Below are 14,420 nucleotides of genomic sequence, written 5' to 3'. Positions count from 1 at the left end.
GGTTTGAGTTATGAACCAGGAACCGGCCGTAGCCTTGCTGACAAGGGCGAAAGCCATATTATTAATATAGCTCCTCGTGATTTGAGGTCATGTGATCTCACCGAAACCTACAGGAGCCACCAATGCACCCGCCGATACTGCCCAACGCACCCGACGATGCCGACGCCTACAGCGTTGACGAGTTTTGCGCGCGTCATCGCATCAGCTCGCAGCTGTTCTACAAATTGAAGCCGCAGGGCCTGATGCCCGTGACGTTCAACGTTGGCACGCGGGTCTTGATCTCCCGCGAGGCTGCTGCGGCGTGGCGTCGTGCGCGCGAGAATGCGGCGCAGGCCGTGGCCTAGTCGTAGAAAAGCGGCCCGCCACAGGCCGCCTCTCCATAACCTTCTCAAGGGATTGCTAGAATGTCTTTCGCTGATACCAGCGCGCCCACGCGCGCGCAAGAGGCAGAGGGGCCGACCGAAGTCGGCGGGTTCACGATCTGCGCGAACGGTCTGAACGGCGGCTATCGTCGCGTCGGTTCACGCATCAAGCGCGTGCCGGAGGCCGAGCGCCGGCCGGTGAGCCGTCTTCAGGTCGAGATCGTCAAGGAACTGCTTGCCGGATGCCGCCGCACCCGCTGGGCGCGCAATTTGCGGTCGCCCGTGTCGAGCGACCTCAAGCATTGGGCAGAGAATTGGGGCGGTCGCGATCTTGTGGCTCGCGGCCAGGGCACTGCCTATGTCAGCACGGGCGCTGCGATCATCGCCGCGATTGAACTCGGCTTTGTCTGCATCCCCACTGGCGAGGGCTCGCACAATGTCTTCATCGGCGTCCACTTCGATGACGTTGCCGCGCGCATGGAGGAGCGCGGCTGGTTCATCGCGCGTGATCATGTGACGGCGACGCGTATCGAGACGCCGAAGCCGGAGCCCATGGTTGATCGTGAGTGGCTGCTAAAGCAGGCGGCAGAACACGGCATCCCGCTTGGCCCTCACATCAATGGCGATCATGTGAAAGACGCCAATGCGATCGACGAGGATGATCCGTTTGCAGTCGAGCCTTTGCCCGAACCGCATTCCTTCTGGGCGCAATGGGCCAAGGAACATGGCATCGACGGTGATACCGAACAGAACGAGGAGCACTGACTAATGCACGGCGGTTTTAAGAAGCCCGATCCCGACGAGTTGCTGGAGTTGATCAAGCGCGCGATGCGCCTGCGTCAGACCGATGACGAAATCAGAGAGCGGATCGCGAAGGCGGGTCTCGCACGTGACGCCTTCATGCAGCGGATGATCGACGGGTTGATCGCGAAGGCCCGCAACGAAACCCGCATCCCCGACCCCGGCAACGCGGCAGCGGTCGCCGCGTCGCAGCCGATCAAGTTCATCGATATGCGCGGCTGGGACGATGAGCCGCCGCCGCGCCGCGAATGGGCGGTGCTCAACCGCATTCCGCAGCGACAGGTGACGCTGTTCTCCGGTGAGGGCGGCACCGGCAAGACGATCCTGCTGTTGCAATTGCTGTGCTCGACCGTCCTGGCGCGCGACTGGATCGGCAGCGTGCCTGAGCCGGGACCTGTGATCTACCTCGGTGCGGAGGACGAGGAAGATGAGCTGCATCGCCGGCTTGATGCGATTGCAGAGTACTACGACGAACCGTTCTCAGAATTGATCAGCAACGGGTTCTATGCCTCGTCCTATGCGGGCGAGGACATGACGCTGGCACGGTTCGATCGCAACGGTAACATCGAGCCGACGCTGCGTTATGACCGCCTGTTCGAACAGGCATGCGACATCCGGCCAGCCATCGTTGCAGTCGACACCTTGTCCGACGTGTTCGGCGGTAACGAGAACGATCGCGTGCAGGTGTCTGCATTCACCGGTCTGATGCGCAAGCTGGCGATGCAGGCCAACTGCGCCGTGATTATCAACAGCCATCCGTCGCAAGCCGGCAGCAACAGCGGCACCGGCCTGAGCGGATCGACGGCATGGCACGGCAAGGTCCGTGGCCGCATGTATCTGCGTGCCGCCACCCAGGACGAGGGCGGTGTCACTGATCCCGACTTACGCGTTCTGGAATTCAAGAAGAACCAGTACGGTCCGCTCAGCGACAGCATGCTGCTGCGCTACCAGAGAGGCGTCTTCGTTCCTGAGCCGCGTGGCGGATCGCTCGATCCGCAGATCGCTGAGCAGCGCGCTGAGCACATCTTTTTGAGCCTGCTCGACCGCTTCACCAAAGAGGGCCGCAACGTCACCGACAAGCCCGGCACGAACTATGCCCCGGCCATGTTCGGTAAGGAGATGGAAGCCCATGACGGGAAGCTCAACAAGGAGGCCATGGCGGCTGCCATGCGTCGACTTTTCGCGAGCAACGCAATCCGGGTTGTGACTGAGGGTCCGAAGAGCAAGCAGCGGTCCCGCATCGCTCGGGCTTGACGCTTCCACCAGCCATTCCACCGCGCTTCCGCCTTCCACCAGCTTCCAGCGGCGCAGAAATGCGATGCTTCCACCAACCGTTCCACCGGCCTTCCACCATGCTTCCACCGGCTTCCACCAACCGTTCCACCCCTCCCCCCTATAACCCCCCTGCTGGTGGAAGCGCACCAGCGGTGCTGGAAGCACCGTTGCGCCTTCCGCCATCCCTTTCTCGCGGGGTCGTCGGACATCAACAGCATCATCGCGGGGGCGGCGTCGTCGAACCCCGCTTAGCCGAATAACCCAAGGGGCGGTCGCAGCGCCCGACCAGAAAAGACAAAAGCAAAGAACGCGGCCCGGGCGCACCAGGGCTCTTAATTCATGATACAAGGTGAGATGTTGTTCTAAGCCATTTTCCACCGTGGCCGAGCCAAGCCAGCCCATGCCGCACCTTCCCAGCCCTAATCCGGTTCGTCCCGGTCCTCGTCCTGAACAGCGAATGCGTGAATTGCAGCGCCGTTTCCGTACGGTATCGGCGCGCCACGATCGCACCACTAAGCTGCGGTGGGCCATGGCGGCATTGATCGCAATCGCTGCCATTTTGGTTACCTATCCGGCTATTTGGCTCCTTGCTTCGAGTTCTTGGCCGATCACGACAACGCTCAGACATATTGCGTCGGCGCCTAACTGTGAGTTTGCCCGCTTGGTCCGCTTGGCACCCGCCAGACGGGGGGAGCCCGGCTATTGGAAACACCACGACCGAGACGAGGATGGAATTGCTTGCGAACCGTGGACGCGCCGCACGCCATGACCAAGTTCACAAGTCGGTGAGAACCTTGGATGGAATTTTGTCGCGACTGTATTAGGAGGGGCAGCAATGGTGCTGCGCTCAAAACAGGATCGACAAACATGGCAACACGAGCCAGTTACGAGAAGAAGTATGGGCCGAACGCTTACGTTGTTCTGTCTAGCAAGAACCGAGTAGCCGCGGCTGGCAGGTGGGGCGACGAGAGCAGGGTGAGGGCCGAACGTGCCCGCCACTACCGGCTGATGGGGAGCCTACCCTCATAACTGGGGCGCCACGGCCGACCTTCCATCACGCGCTCAACGGCGGCGTCATCGCCAAGAAGCCGCGAGGTCAATACGACGTTCAGGAAGCGATGTTCCACGAGATCAGCAAACTATGGAGCAGCAGTGACTAGCGAGACTCCGAAGGCGCGCAAAAAGCGCCTCAACCGCGAACGCATGAGGCGCTACCGTGAAAATCAGCGCAATGAGGCGAGGTTCGTGGGTGGGCCTGTCTGCAACGGAATGATCGGCGAGCTTATCGACGCGGATCGCTTGCTGGAGTGCGAGAGCGAAAATCCGAAAGAGATATTCGACTCCATGCTTGGAGTCGTCTCCGAGTTTTTGGCATCCATAAAAAAGAAGCGCTCCGTGTAGATGCGTAGACAGCCAAATCGCTCCGAAAATGGTCTTGTTGTTCAGGCCCAACAGACCACGGGAACAACCCAATGACGAAAGGCCCGCGACCGATCCCTGTTCGCGCTGACTATCCCAAGCCTTCCGGCATGCCCTTCATGCGCGCGTGTTTCGCGCTCGTGCAGCGCCATGCCCTCCAGCGCGAGCATGAGGACATTGTTCTCGATGATCCGGTTGCAAAGGAGATCGTGAACCGCGCTGTGGCGGCACCTGGATCGACGACCGGCTCCGGCTGGGCCGCTGAGTTGGCTCAGCAGTCCTTTGGCGCATACCTCAACGATCTCGCGCCGTATTCGGGCGCCGCGCGCTTGATCGCGCTGGCAACGCCGGCGGTGGCGACCAATCCAGAGAACACCACGAGCTATCCGGCGCGGGTCGGCGCCAGTGGGCTGGACTTCGTCGCCGAGAATTCGTCGATTCCGGTTTCGAACTACGCCTTCAACGGCGTCACGATCGGGCCGCCCAAAAAGATGGGGGTCATCATCCCGTTTTCGCGTGACCTCGCGAAACGGTCTGACGCCGAACGCATTTTCGCGCAGATGCTCTGGGAAGACCTTGCCGCTGGCCTCGACACTGCGCTGTTCTCGACAAGTGCTGCCACGAGCGCGGCACCTGCGGGGCTGCTCTATGGCGTGACTGCCGGCACCGGAATTCCTGGTGCCGACAGCGCGGCGATGAAACAAGACCTGATTGATCTCGCCGCCACTGTCGCAGATGGTGGCAGCGGCAACGTCACCTTCGTCATGGCTCCGAAGCGCCTCGCCAAGCTGCGCATCCTCGATCCTGTCCTGGCTGCCTCTCTGGACGTGGCCGCCAGCGCGGCGGTGCCGGCCGATCGGGTCATCGCGGCAGACGCCGCAGCGTTGTTGGTTGCGACGGACGGGGCACCGGAAATCGACGCTTCCAACGCCGCAACGCTCCACATGTCTAGCGTGCCGCTTGAGATCGTGAGCAACACGGGTCCGACCACGGCCGATCCCGTTCGCAGTCTGTGGCAAACCGCTTCGACGGCGTTCCGCTTGTTGCACGACTTCGCATTCGCCAAGCGTCGCGCGACTTGCGTCGCCTATACCGACGCTGTGACGTGGTGACGGTGGGAGAGATGCCGGATTATTCCTTCAACGGCGGGCAAGCCAGAACCGAAGCGGATGATCCGGCAGCTCGCGCCGAGCGCGTCCTCGCGACAGTTGCCGAGACACTTGAGCGCCTGGAGCAACAGGCTGCGGAGCATCAGCGTTGGCTCAATGACCCGGCTCGGCGCGAGCGTGCGGAGTTGGCTCAGGAATACATCAACGAAACTCGGCGGCGGAACGGTGGTGCGTGATGGCAGTGGACCTGGAGCATTTCGCGGCGGCGATCGGCGAGGAAGTTGCGCGCGTGCAGAAAGCCGAGCGCGAGAACATCGAGCGTCAGTTCGAGCTGTTCCGCCGCGCTCTGGAGGTTCAGGCGAGCCGCATCGCCGATCTGGAGGCGAGTGTTGCGGCACCTGCTAAGCGTTCTCCGGCGCCGGAGAGGACCGCGAGCTTGCTCGCGGGGCGTGCTGAATGACGTTGGTTGAATCAGCTCGGCAGTGCCGGGCGAGCGCGGCTGAGCTGCGCGCCGGCATCAGACGGTTCGGTGAAGCTGCCCTGGAGATAGAACAAGCCGTTGCGCTCCTCCGCGATGCCGCCGAGCTGGTGCGTGCAGGTGAACCGGGCCGAGCCCTGGTGCGAGCGCGCGAGGCAGCGGCCTTGCTGGGCGTGCTCACGATCCACTGACCGGCGACGGGGGGGGGGCATGTCGAATTCTATGCGCCTGGGGGACTTCGACCGGTCGGGGGGTCTCATTTTAGACGCCGCAACTTTTGAGAAACGGCCGAAAACCAATGTCACAACGGAAGCGGGGCGGTCAGCCCTTCAACCAGAACGCTGTCACCCATGGCAAATATAGCGCACCTCGCCGCGCGGCTCGCCAAGCTGCCTGGAAGGAGCAGCAACGTCGATCGGATGAATGGTGCCAGGCACAGCCGCCGATCGACTATGGCCGCGTCATCGATGAGCTGCGCAGGAAAGGAAGACCTACAGAGACAATGCGCACCTCGGAGAATAATTTCGCGGTCGGAATTCGAGTTCCACACTCGCGCAGGGCGGCCCTGGAGCGCGCCGCAGCGATGCGCGGGCTGTCGGTCGCCGGGTTCGTCGAATGGCTTGTCGGCCGCGCGCTGGCCGATGCTGGCCTGATTGAACAGCCGAACCCTGAGGGTCCATAGGTTTCTGACGACGAGCCTTGACGAGCGATTGAAAGCGATCTAGCTGGATGGTGCGCGCAACCAAGGTTGCCCTCGCCCCTCGCCAACCCACAAGCGAGCTAGCGGGATCGCCACAACAGTGGAAACTTCCTTCGAGAAGGAATCCATTGTCATGGCTTCAATCAAAATCCGTGAAGATCGCGTTCGTCGTCAGCTCGCCGAGCGGGATATGCGCCTTTGCAAGACGCCCGCGCGGTCCTGGCTGCGACCATTCTATAGCCCCGGCTATATGGTGGTCGATCACAGGAACGTCGTGATCAGCGGCTGTGGCACCCGGCAGTATGACGCCAGCCTTGAAGACGTTGAGAGGTTTGCGTTCGGGCCTCGATAGCTGGAGTGGCAAGACCCCGGCTTGTCTGACGCAGTCCCCGCTGGTGGTGACGCCGAAGCACCGCACACATCGTCGAGCTATGGGTCGGACGCCGATCCATGGCTCGACGCGATACCGGCCTGATTGAAGCTGTAGCGATTCCACATCCGGCGCGGGGTTTAAAGAGTGATCCCTCAGCCTCTTATATCTTTAAGCGAACTCTGGGCGCTTATTTCTTCCCCGGCAGGTTGATGGCGGCCCGGAGATGTGATCGCTTTCATTCGCTGAACTTCTATTTTCTTGAGGGGCATTCTCAGCTTTTGTGAAACCCACTGCTTATCCTCAATCGTGAGCGGCATATAATAAGCATACATGTGGATCACAACGCGAAGCAGGGCGATGATCGAACTGTGCTCGCCATAGATCTGGATCGCGTTTTCGATTTCCTTTCGGTTGATTTTGCCCGAACTGTACAAATGCGCGACAAGCATTACGAGAGTGAAATTGAACGGTGTGTTTCCTGCGACTGTCTTCTTATCGGCACTTTCATGCTCAGCCGCCAACTTCTCCAAGGCTCGTATGGAGTGCTCTTGATTGAGGTAACGGGCCAACCCAGCGTGCGAGATGTAAACGGACCAGAAAGCAAATATACGCTTTACTTTCTCAAATCTTTCTTCCAGCGAAGAACTGTCAGCGCGGAATGCGGTCCGGATTTCTTCCATCGATTTCTCGCGATCATATATCAGGACGGCTGCGATCGCATGATTGAGCGAGACGTACCTGCCGCTCGCTTTCACCATGCGGGTAATACAATCTATCACGAGCCCTGCGCTGAACGTGCCAGACCTGCCGCTCAAAATTTGGCCGATGACAGAATGTGTTCGGAGGAGAGCATTGACGCTCCGCATGTAAGAGTCGTGGTCGATCGCTGCGACTTCGAGGTTATCAACATGCGTCGAGTCGCCAATGCTCGGACTGAGAAATGGGAGCGTGTACCGCGCAACCACTCGCGCTGCATCGTCGATGATGTCCGCGATCTTCTCCTGCAATAAGAGGACGCGGTTTTCTGTTACGTCCGATTTCGATTCAATTTCAAGGCTATCCTTCGTCGCGAGACCGACAATTAGCTCGCGCGTATCATCTGAGATAATCCAATCGCTTGCTTTGGAAAACAGGGCATCCAGCGTCTGTAGCAAACAATCCAAAACGTATTTGTCGGTCGAGAAATATGCCATGTAGATGACGATATTCGCGAACTTCCTCTGGAATATGTTTGCGGTACAATACTGTACGAAGTCCTTGTACTTCTCCTGATCCTGCGACTGCAGAAATTTAACCACATAACGAGCGCACAAGAAGAACCACAAATACTCCTCTCGAAACCGGAGTTGGTTGCCCTCTTGCTGGAGAAACAGGCCCACCGTGTTCTTTCGGAGCGCATCGGGAGCAGACAAGTACTGCGTCTCGAAAACAGTTAGGCAATCGATAAACGAGGCACTCGATAGGCACGGAGACTCGGTTTCCGCGTAGGCTTTGTACGCGACGAGCGAAAGGAAATTGCGGATCTCGTCGAATGATTTCACGCTCACGCCGGCTTGACCAAGCCTGTTCCCGATCAAGATGTCGTAGCATGCGGCGAAAGAGGAGAAACTTATGTCTGATGCCGACAGAGAGTCGATGAACTGCAGAAAGGTTGCAGCTGTGTGTGGCGCCTTCTCCAGGCCCGTTTGCTCGAATACAAGCTGGATTTTTTCAAAGACTGAAAGCACGTGATTGTCAGCAGGACTCTGATGATCCGGCAATCCGATGGATTCCCATTTCTCCACAAGCTGGAGCAATTTCGCATCTGTAATTGGATTTATTAGAAGAACTACCGGATTTGGCAGTGCATTTGACGTGAATAAAACGCTAGGAGCGTTAGAGAAGGATACAATTACGCAACTGTGGTACTTGTCGCAAATTGTCTTGACGATTTGTTCTTTAATGCGATCGGGGAGTGTGCAGTCGTCAAAATCATCTATGAAGATTCGAAATTTGTTGAGCGGGAATGGCGCTGCTTCGAATTGCTCGTTTCGGGCGAGGTTGATTAGCCTTTCGATGTCGCGGTTTCTAATTTGCTTTCCACTAAGGAGGATGGCTGGGTTTGCAGTCTCAGCAAGCAGCACGTGCAACTGCTTCAGGATTACACTCTTCCCAGAGCGGTCTATTCCCGTAAGGAGCACGGCCTTTTCAGTGGCGCAGATCTCAGCTAAGCGCGTGAAGGTTGAGACCTGCTCTTTATTGGTTTCAGAGTAAACATCGGGATCGACCAGGATCTTTCGCTCGTCAAACTTTGCCAGCGACGGATGGCGAACAAAATCCACGAGGAAGAGATTGTCATGATACCCCAAGACTACCTTAGGGGGCTCGAGTTTTTTTTTAAGCTCACGGATCACCGCCTTGATTCCGTCGATCACCTGAAGCCAGGCTCTGTCACGTTGTTGAACATCGGCGCGCGAAACAGCGCCCTCGGTCACCGGAATGCCGTCCCGTGGTAGCGCATTGAACTTACGGAGTCCGCCCACGTCCCAGTCGCACGCCCGCACAATAACCGGAATGATCTCGGCATCTCCTGCAGCGCGACGGTTTACTGCCGCTTGGTATTCCTTCTGAAAACAGTAGTCCGACTGGATGAAATGAGGGCTAATCAAGAATACGAACAAGTCGGCGGAATGCAGATTCTCATCGATCTCGTCATCCAGCAGTCCTCCAGCAGGAATGCGCCGGTCGTGCCACACGTCGACATGACCGCCCCGCTTTAAGGCCGAAAAGTGAGTGATAAGTTCGTCCTTTAACCATTCATCGGCATGGCTGTACGACAGAAAAATCTTCAACGCGGTCATTTCGTTCTCTATGGAGGGATTGGACGGCGATCCCACAACCAGAGGGTCCGGAATAACCGACTCAGACAACCTGTAGAGTATACCGAAGCTTATTCCCCACGTGGACTCGCGTGTAGTCTTATGCACCGTTGTAGCGCAGGGGAGAGTGGAGGAAATAACCTCGCTAGATAGGACACTGCCGGGACATCGAAATGTCATGTGATTGATTTTACAGAAAAAATGCATATTCACCTTCTCCCACAAGGGGAGAAGGAAGAGCAGCGTGCACGGAGAGAAAACTACGCCGCGATCGTCATCCGTCGCTCGATCTCGCGATCGATCGTTGCCGCGAGTTCGCTGCTCACTTCCACCATCGGCAGGCGCACCTCCGGGCTGTCGATCAGGCCGGATCGCCACAGCCAGTACTTCGCCGGCGCGGGGCTCGGCTCGGCGAACAACAGCCGCGTCAGCTCGGCGACCTCGTGCCAGCGCGCCAGCGCCGCATCGTGGTTGCCGCGCTTGTGCTCGCTATAGATTGCCGCAAACGTTGCGGTCTCGACATGGGCAGAGAGCACGATGCCGCCGTCAGCGCCGTCACTGAGCGCCTCGAAATAATTGGCGTCCTCGCCGGTGAGCACGCGAAAGCCCTTCGGCCGGTCGCGCAAGAGCGCGATCGATTGCTCACGGCTCGCGCCGCAATCCTTCAGGCCGACGATGTTCTTGTGCTCGGCAAGGCGCAGCATGGTCTGGTTGGTGATGTTGACGGCGCAGCGATAGGGAATGTTGTAGAGCGCGATCGGCCATGCGGCGTGGTCGGCGAGCGTCTCGAAATGCGCCAGCAGGCCGCGCTGCGACGGCCGCACATAATAGGGACTGGCGATCAGGTAACCGTCGATCGGCCAGTCCGCGGTCTCGTCGAGGCGCTCTTGCAGACGCGAGGTGTCCGCGCCCGACAGTCCGAGGCAGATCGGCAAGTTGCGGCCGGCGGTCGCCATCTCCTCGCGCACCACGGCGACGAGACGTTCGAGCTCGGCCGCGCGCAGTGTCATGCCTTCACCGGAGGTCGCGCCCAGGATGAGGCCGTCGATGCCGTGCGCGCAATAGTGCCGGGTCAGCCGCCGCAGCGACCTCTCGTCCAGCGCGCCGTCCTGGAACGGCGTCACCAGCGGCAACCACAGCCCGTGCAATTGGTCTCGTAGTCCGGTCATGTTTCCATCTCCTTCTCGGGAAAAATGCCTGAGACGGAGGGCACATGAAAAAAACCCCGTCCAGGCGGCGGGGTTTTCGGGATTGGCTCGCGATGACGAAGTCAGCTTAGCGCGCGCAATATTCCGAGGCCCCGGGATGGGGGCCTTTTTTCGAAACGATTGCGCACGACTTCGTGATCATGGGCGAATGATGCGGGGTATGCGCGGAACTGTCAACACACGCGGAGAGCGAAGCACATTTTGACGAAAAAAAGCCGGACCCGAGGGCCCGGCTTAGGTATTGGCCACGTGAGGCCGACACAATCACCTTCCAAGAGGGATTACTGAACTCCCGCGCCACTGGAGGAGGGGGACAAATGCGCAACGCGAAGGCTCAGCGTGCAAACATTATGGGCTTGCCGAGTGCCTTGCAGCAACAGCCGAGGCCGCATGTCAGTCATGCGGAAATCAGGACGGCCAGCGTTGCGCCTTGCTCACCACGAAGTCACGGAACACCTGCACGCGCGCGACCGTCTTCAACTCCTCGGGATAGACGAAGTAGGTGTCGAGCTGGATCGAGTCCGACTCGCCGAACAGCTGCACGAGCTTGCTCTGCTCTTCGACCAGGTAATCGGGCAGGGCGGCGATGCCGAGGCCCTGCGCGCAGGCGCGCACGAGACCGAGGATGTTGTTGACCTTGAAATAGGCTTCGCGCGGACCCGAGCCGTTGCGCCCGGCTTCGATCAGCCAGTTGCGGTTTTGCAGGTGCGGCGCGAAGTTGCCGTCCGAGAGCGTGATGATGCGGTGGGAGTCGAGCTCCTCCAGCGTGCGCGGCGTGCCGAAGCGCTTGATGTATTCCGGCGAGCAATAGGCGTGGAAGCCCATCGCGAACAGCTTGCGCTGGATGAGATCCGGCTGCGTCGGCTTGCGGGTGCGGATCGCGACGTCAGCCTCGCGCATCGACAGATCGAGCTCCTCGTCGGTGACGATCAGCGAGATGCGGATCTCCGGATAGAGCGCGGTGAACTCGCCGAGCCGCGGGATCAGCCAGTTGATGCCGACGCCGGGCGTGGTGGTGATCTTGAGATCGCCGCTCGGCCGCTCGCGGCTGTCGGTCAGCTTGGCGCGCGCCGCCTGCAGCTGCATGAACACGTCATGCGCCGTGCGGAACAACAGGTCGCCCTGCTCGGTAAGGATCAGGCCGCGGGCGTGGCGGTGGAACAGCGAGACCGAGAGCTCCTGCTCCAGCGCCGAGACCTGGCGCGACACCGCCGATTGCGACAGGCCGAGCTGCTCGCCCGCATGCGTGAAGCTGCCCGCTTCCGCCGCGGCGTGAAACACCTTCAGCTTGTCCCAGTCCATATCCGTAAATCCGTCGCGTGTTCGGGGCATGATTCTATTCCGCTGCCGCGCGCTCGCTGGCGCGAAGGGCCAAGAAACGTTCGGCTTCGAGTGCGGCCATGCAGCCGAGGCCGGCGGCCGTCACGGCCTGGCGATAGGTTTCGTCGGCGACGTCGCCGGCGGCGAATAGGCCGGGCACCGAGGTCGCGGTCGAGTTCGGGGCGACCTCGATATAGCCGGAGGGTTTCAGCTTGACCTGATCCTTGACCAGCTCGGTCGCGGGCGCATGCCCGATGGCGATGAAGATGCCGTCGGCCTTGACGTCCGTGAGCGCGCCGGTCTTGACGTTCTTGAGCCGGACATGGGTGACCTTGTTGGGGTTCTCGGTGCCGCAGATCTCGTCGACGGCGGCGTCCCAGATCACCTTGATCTTCGGGTGCTTGAACAGGCGCTCCTGCAGGATGCGCTCGGCCCGGAAATGATCGCGACGATGTACGATCGTGACCTGCGAGGCATGGTTGGTGAGGTACAGTGCTTCCTCGACCGCGGTGTTACCGCCGCCGACCACGATCACCTCCTTGCCACGGTAGAAGAAGCCGTCGCAGGTGGCGCAGGCCGACACGCCGCCGCCCTGGAACTTGGCTTCCGACGGCAGCCCGAGCCAGCGCGCCTGCGCGCCGGTGGCCAGGATCACGGTCTCGGCGAGATAGACGTCGCCAGAATCGCAGGTGAGGCGGAACGGCCGCTGCGCCGTCTCCAGCTTGGTCACCAGGTCGGAGACGATCTTGGTGCCGACATGGACCGCCTGCTTCTCCATCTGCTCCATCAGCCAGGGGCCCTGGATCACGTCGGCGAAGCCTGGATAGTTCTCGACGTCGGTCGTGATGGTGAGCTGGCCGCCGGGCTGGATGCCTTGGATCAGGATCGGCTCAAGCATCGCGCGCGCGGCGTAGATCGCGGCGGTGTAGCCAGCCGGGCCGGAGCCGATGATGACGACCTTTGCATGAACAGGAGCGGACATTTCGATGGACGCCTTTCACGGGGGATTTGCAGCGCGGGCGCGGAATGTGCCGGGAGGCCTAGCGGAGGCGCTGAAATATCAGAGCTAATCTAAGCAATCTGGCGAGCCATGCAAGAATTGCATTCCCTATCGGCGGATTTTTCCAACAGGGAACAAAAGTCGATTGCGCTGCACGCGCAATAAAATTGCGCCGGCGGTGCGTATTGGGCTATGAGGATTTCGACAAATCACCCATACCGCCGCAAAGGCCAGGAGTTCCAATCACGTGTCGCGGAACCTAGACGAGATCGACCTGAAAATTCTCACCGAGATTCAGGCCGACGGTCGAATCACCAATGTCGAGCTGGCCAAGCGCGTCGGCATCTCGCCGCCCCCCTGTCTGCGCCGCGTCCGGGCGCTGGAGGAGGAGGGTTACATCCACGGCTATCGCGGCCTCCTGGACGCACGCAAGCTGGGCTTCGACGTCACCGTTTTCGCCGCCGTGCACCTGTCCAGCCAGGCCGAAGCGGATTTGCGCGCGTTCGAGGAGTTCGTCCGCGCCGAGCCCCTGGTGCGGGAATGCTGGATGCTGTCCGGCGAGGTCGATTTCATCCTGAAATGCGTCGCACCCGACATGGCGACTTTCCAGGATTTCGTCACGCATCTGACGGCGGCACCGCATGTCCGCAACGTGCGCACGTCATTGGTGCTGCACAATTCGAAGTACGAGGCGGCCGTGCCGCTCGAGGTGAAGGGACGACGGTAGGGTCTTCTCCCTCTCCCCGTTCTTACGGGGAGAGGTGAAGACCAGTCCACGGTCCTCTCCGTCATTGCGAGCGGAGCGAAGCAATCCAGTGTCTTTCCGCAGAGGCAGTCTGGATTGCTTCGCTCCGCTCGCAATGACGTGTGGTGAGAACGTGTGTCCGCCACAACTCCAGCAACACGCCAAAAAGGCCGCGCACTGCGCGGCCTTTTCGAAACGTCAGCAGACGCAGCGGCAAGTCCTTACCGCCACTCCACCTTGGTGATCTCATACGCCTTGGCGCCGCCCGGCGTGTTGACCTCGACCGTGGCGCCCTTCTTCTTGCCGATCAATGCGCGCGCGAGCGGCGAGGTGATCGAGATCCGTCCCTTCTTGGCGTCCGCCTCGACCTCGCCGACGATCTGCCACACCGTCTTCTTCTCGGTGTCCTCATCGACCAGCGTCACGGTGGCGCCGAACTTGATGGTATCGCCGGAGAGCTTGGAGATGTCGATGATGTCGGCGCGCGCGAGCTTGTCCTCGAGCTCGGCGATGCGACCCTCATTGTGCGACTGCTCTTCCTTCGCGGCATGATATTCCGCGTTCTCCGACAGGTCTCCGTGCGAGCGCGCCTCCGCGATATGCTCGATGATCCGCGGACGGTCCACGGACTGGCGCTGCTTCAATTCTTCCCCGAGCGCGACAAAGCCGGCCTGGGTCATCGGAACCTTTTCCATCGTCTCTCTCGTCCTTCGATCGTGCGCCCCAGAATGCGGATGGGCGCCGCAACCTTGATTCGTCAGTCCTCCAGAGC

At 60.2% G+C, this 14,420-nt stretch carries 17 protein-coding genes; 11 read left to right on the top strand and 6 right to left on the bottom strand.

Features of this window, described 5'->3' with window-relative positions:
* The first annotated feature begins 122 nt into the window (after window positions 1–122).
* The 8 genes from I6F31_RS17125 (at window position 123) to I6F31_RS17090 (ending at window position 5,426) form a co-directional block, all read left to right on the top strand.
* Entirely contained in the window at window positions 123–344 is a 222-nt protein-coding gene (locus I6F31_RS17125) for a hypothetical protein (protein WP_225185774.1), read from the top strand.
* A 192-nt stretch (window positions 345–536) separates the two neighbouring features.
* On the top strand, window positions 537–1,127 hold the full coding sequence (locus tag I6F31_RS17120) for a hypothetical protein (RefSeq protein ID WP_225185773.1): 591 nt from the start codon (window positions 537–539) through the stop codon (window positions 1,125–1,127).
* A 39-nt stretch (window positions 1,128–1,166) separates the two neighbouring features.
* Entirely contained in the window at window positions 1,167–2,417 is a 1,251-nt protein-coding gene (locus I6F31_RS17115) for an AAA family ATPase (protein WP_225185772.1), read from the top strand.
* A 421-nt stretch (window positions 2,418–2,838) separates the two neighbouring features.
* Window positions 2,839–3,207 carry an excalibur calcium-binding domain-containing protein gene (locus tag I6F31_RS17110; RefSeq protein WP_346656492.1) on the top strand — a complete coding sequence of 123 codons (369 nt, stop codon included), beginning with the start codon at window positions 2,839–2,841 and terminating at the stop codon, window positions 3,205–3,207.
* 383 nt (window positions 3,208–3,590) lie between these two features.
* Entirely contained in the window at window positions 3,591–3,839 is a 249-nt protein-coding gene (locus I6F31_RS17105; RefSeq protein WP_225185771.1) for a hypothetical protein, read from the top strand.
* A gap of 71 nt (window positions 3,840–3,910) precedes the next feature.
* Window positions 3,911–4,969, top strand: coding sequence for a phage major capsid protein (locus I6F31_RS17100; protein ID WP_225185770.1), 1,059 nt, complete (start codon window positions 3,911–3,913; stop codon window positions 4,967–4,969).
* An 11-nt stretch (window positions 4,970–4,980) separates the two neighbouring features.
* Complete coding sequence (locus tag I6F31_RS17095) at window positions 4,981–5,202, top strand: hypothetical protein (RefSeq protein WP_225185769.1); 222 nt, start codon at window positions 4,981–4,983, stop codon at window positions 5,200–5,202.
* A 5-nt stretch (window positions 5,203–5,207) separates the two neighbouring features.
* On the top strand, window positions 5,208–5,426 hold the full coding sequence (locus tag I6F31_RS17090) for a hypothetical protein (protein WP_225185768.1): 219 nt from the start codon (window positions 5,208–5,210) through the stop codon (window positions 5,424–5,426).
* An 11-nt stretch (window positions 5,427–5,437) separates the two neighbouring features.
* Here I6F31_RS17090 and I6F31_RS17085 read toward each other — a convergent pair whose 3' ends face one another.
* Window positions 5,438–5,656 carry a hypothetical protein gene (locus tag I6F31_RS17085; RefSeq protein ID WP_225185767.1) on the bottom strand — a complete coding sequence of 73 codons (219 nt, stop codon included), beginning with the start codon at window positions 5,654–5,656 and terminating at the stop codon, window positions 5,438–5,440.
* Window positions 5,657–5,742: 86 nt separating this feature from the next.
* On the opposite strand from I6F31_RS17085, the gene I6F31_RS17080 reads away from it, so the two are divergent.
* On the top strand, window positions 5,743–6,126 hold the full coding sequence (locus tag I6F31_RS17080) for a hypothetical protein (RefSeq protein WP_225185766.1): 384 nt from the start codon (window positions 5,743–5,745) through the stop codon (window positions 6,124–6,126).
* A 151-nt stretch (window positions 6,127–6,277) separates the two neighbouring features.
* Window positions 6,278–6,496 (top strand): hypothetical protein, encoded by a 219-nt coding sequence (locus I6F31_RS17075; protein ID WP_225185765.1) that lies wholly within the window; start codon window positions 6,278–6,280, stop codon window positions 6,494–6,496.
* 173 nt (window positions 6,497–6,669) lie between these two features.
* Here the strand turns inward: I6F31_RS17075 and I6F31_RS17070 are convergent, their stop codons facing one another.
* The 4 genes from I6F31_RS17070 to trxB form a co-directional block, all read right to left on the bottom strand.
* Window positions 6,670–9,357 carry a toll/interleukin-1 receptor domain-containing protein gene (locus tag I6F31_RS17070; RefSeq protein ID WP_225185764.1) on the bottom strand — a complete coding sequence of 896 codons (2,688 nt, stop codon included), beginning with the start codon at window positions 9,355–9,357 and terminating at the stop codon, window positions 6,670–6,672.
* Window positions 9,358–9,635: 278 nt separating this feature from the next.
* A complete protein-coding gene (gene dapA / locus I6F31_RS17065; RefSeq protein ID WP_225185763.1) occupies window positions 9,636–10,544 on the bottom strand; it encodes a 4-hydroxy-tetrahydrodipicolinate synthase in 909 nt (302 codons plus the stop codon).
* Window positions 10,545–10,991: 447 nt separating this feature from the next.
* Complete coding sequence (locus tag I6F31_RS17060) at window positions 10,992–11,915, bottom strand: LysR family transcriptional regulator (RefSeq protein ID WP_025032176.1); 924 nt, start codon at window positions 11,913–11,915, stop codon at window positions 10,992–10,994.
* A 4-nt stretch (window positions 11,916–11,919) separates the two neighbouring features.
* Window positions 11,920–12,885: a thioredoxin-disulfide reductase gene (gene trxB, locus I6F31_RS17055; RefSeq protein ID WP_036009535.1), complete on the bottom strand. Its 966-nt coding sequence runs from the start codon at window positions 12,883–12,885 to the stop codon at window positions 11,920–11,922.
* A gap of 265 nt (window positions 12,886–13,150) precedes the next feature.
* Between trxB and I6F31_RS17050 the strand changes: the two genes are divergently transcribed.
* Complete coding sequence (locus I6F31_RS17050; protein WP_008135853.1) at window positions 13,151–13,630, top strand: Lrp/AsnC family transcriptional regulator; 480 nt, start codon at window positions 13,151–13,153, stop codon at window positions 13,628–13,630.
* A 239-nt stretch (window positions 13,631–13,869) separates the two neighbouring features.
* Here I6F31_RS17050 and greA read toward each other — a convergent pair whose 3' ends face one another.
* Window positions 13,870–14,343 carry a transcription elongation factor GreA gene (gene greA / locus I6F31_RS17045; protein WP_036009537.1) on the bottom strand — a complete coding sequence of 158 codons (474 nt, stop codon included), beginning with the start codon at window positions 14,341–14,343 and terminating at the stop codon, window positions 13,870–13,872.
* Window positions 14,344–14,420 lie beyond the last annotated feature (77 nt).

This window comes from Bradyrhizobium sp. NBAIM01, assembly GCF_020194115.1.
Taxonomy (GTDB): domain Bacteria; phylum Pseudomonadota; class Alphaproteobacteria; order Rhizobiales; family Xanthobacteraceae; genus Bradyrhizobium; species Bradyrhizobium yuanmingense.
This window is presented reverse-complemented; position numbering and strand designations above follow the sequence as displayed.

Excerpts from the sequence above, each read along its gene's own strand:
- I6F31_RS17095 (WP_225185769.1), top strand. The coding sequence starts at position 4,981 with ATGCCGGATTATTCCTTCAACGGCGGGCAAGCCAGAACCGAAGCGGAT.
- I6F31_RS17075 (WP_225185765.1), top strand. The coding sequence starts at position 6,278 with ATGGCTTCAATCAAAATCCGTGAAGATCGCGTTCGTCGTCAGCTCGCC.
- dapA (WP_225185763.1), bottom strand. The coding sequence starts at position 10,544 with ATGACCGGACTACGAGACCAATTGCACGGGCTGTGGTTGCCGCTGGTG.
- I6F31_RS17085 (WP_225185767.1), bottom strand. The coding sequence starts at position 5,656 with ATGCCCCCCCCCCGTCGCCGGTCAGTGGATCGTGAGCACGCCCAGCAA.
- I6F31_RS17060 (WP_025032176.1), bottom strand. The coding sequence starts at position 11,915 with ATGCCCCGAACACGCGACGGATTTACGGATATGGACTGGGACAAGCTG.
- I6F31_RS17110 (WP_346656492.1), top strand. The coding sequence starts at position 2,839 with ATGCCGCACCTTCCCAGCCCTAATCCGGTTCGTCCCGGTCCTCGTCCT.
- trxB (WP_036009535.1), bottom strand. The coding sequence starts at position 12,885 with ATGTCCGCTCCTGTTCATGCAAAGGTCGTCATCATCGGCTCCGGCCCG.
- I6F31_RS17100 (WP_225185770.1), top strand. The coding sequence starts at position 3,911 with ATGACGAAAGGCCCGCGACCGATCCCTGTTCGCGCTGACTATCCCAAG.
- I6F31_RS17080 (WP_225185766.1), top strand. The coding sequence starts at position 5,743 with ATGTCACAACGGAAGCGGGGCGGTCAGCCCTTCAACCAGAACGCTGTC.
- I6F31_RS17125 (WP_225185774.1), top strand. The coding sequence starts at position 123 with ATGCACCCGCCGATACTGCCCAACGCACCCGACGATGCCGACGCCTAC.
- greA (WP_036009537.1), bottom strand. The coding sequence starts at position 14,343 with ATGGAAAAGGTTCCGATGACCCAGGCCGGCTTTGTCGCGCTCGGGGAA.
- I6F31_RS17070 (WP_225185764.1), bottom strand. The coding sequence starts at position 9,357 with ATGACCGCGTTGAAGATTTTTCTGTCGTACAGCCATGCCGATGAATGG.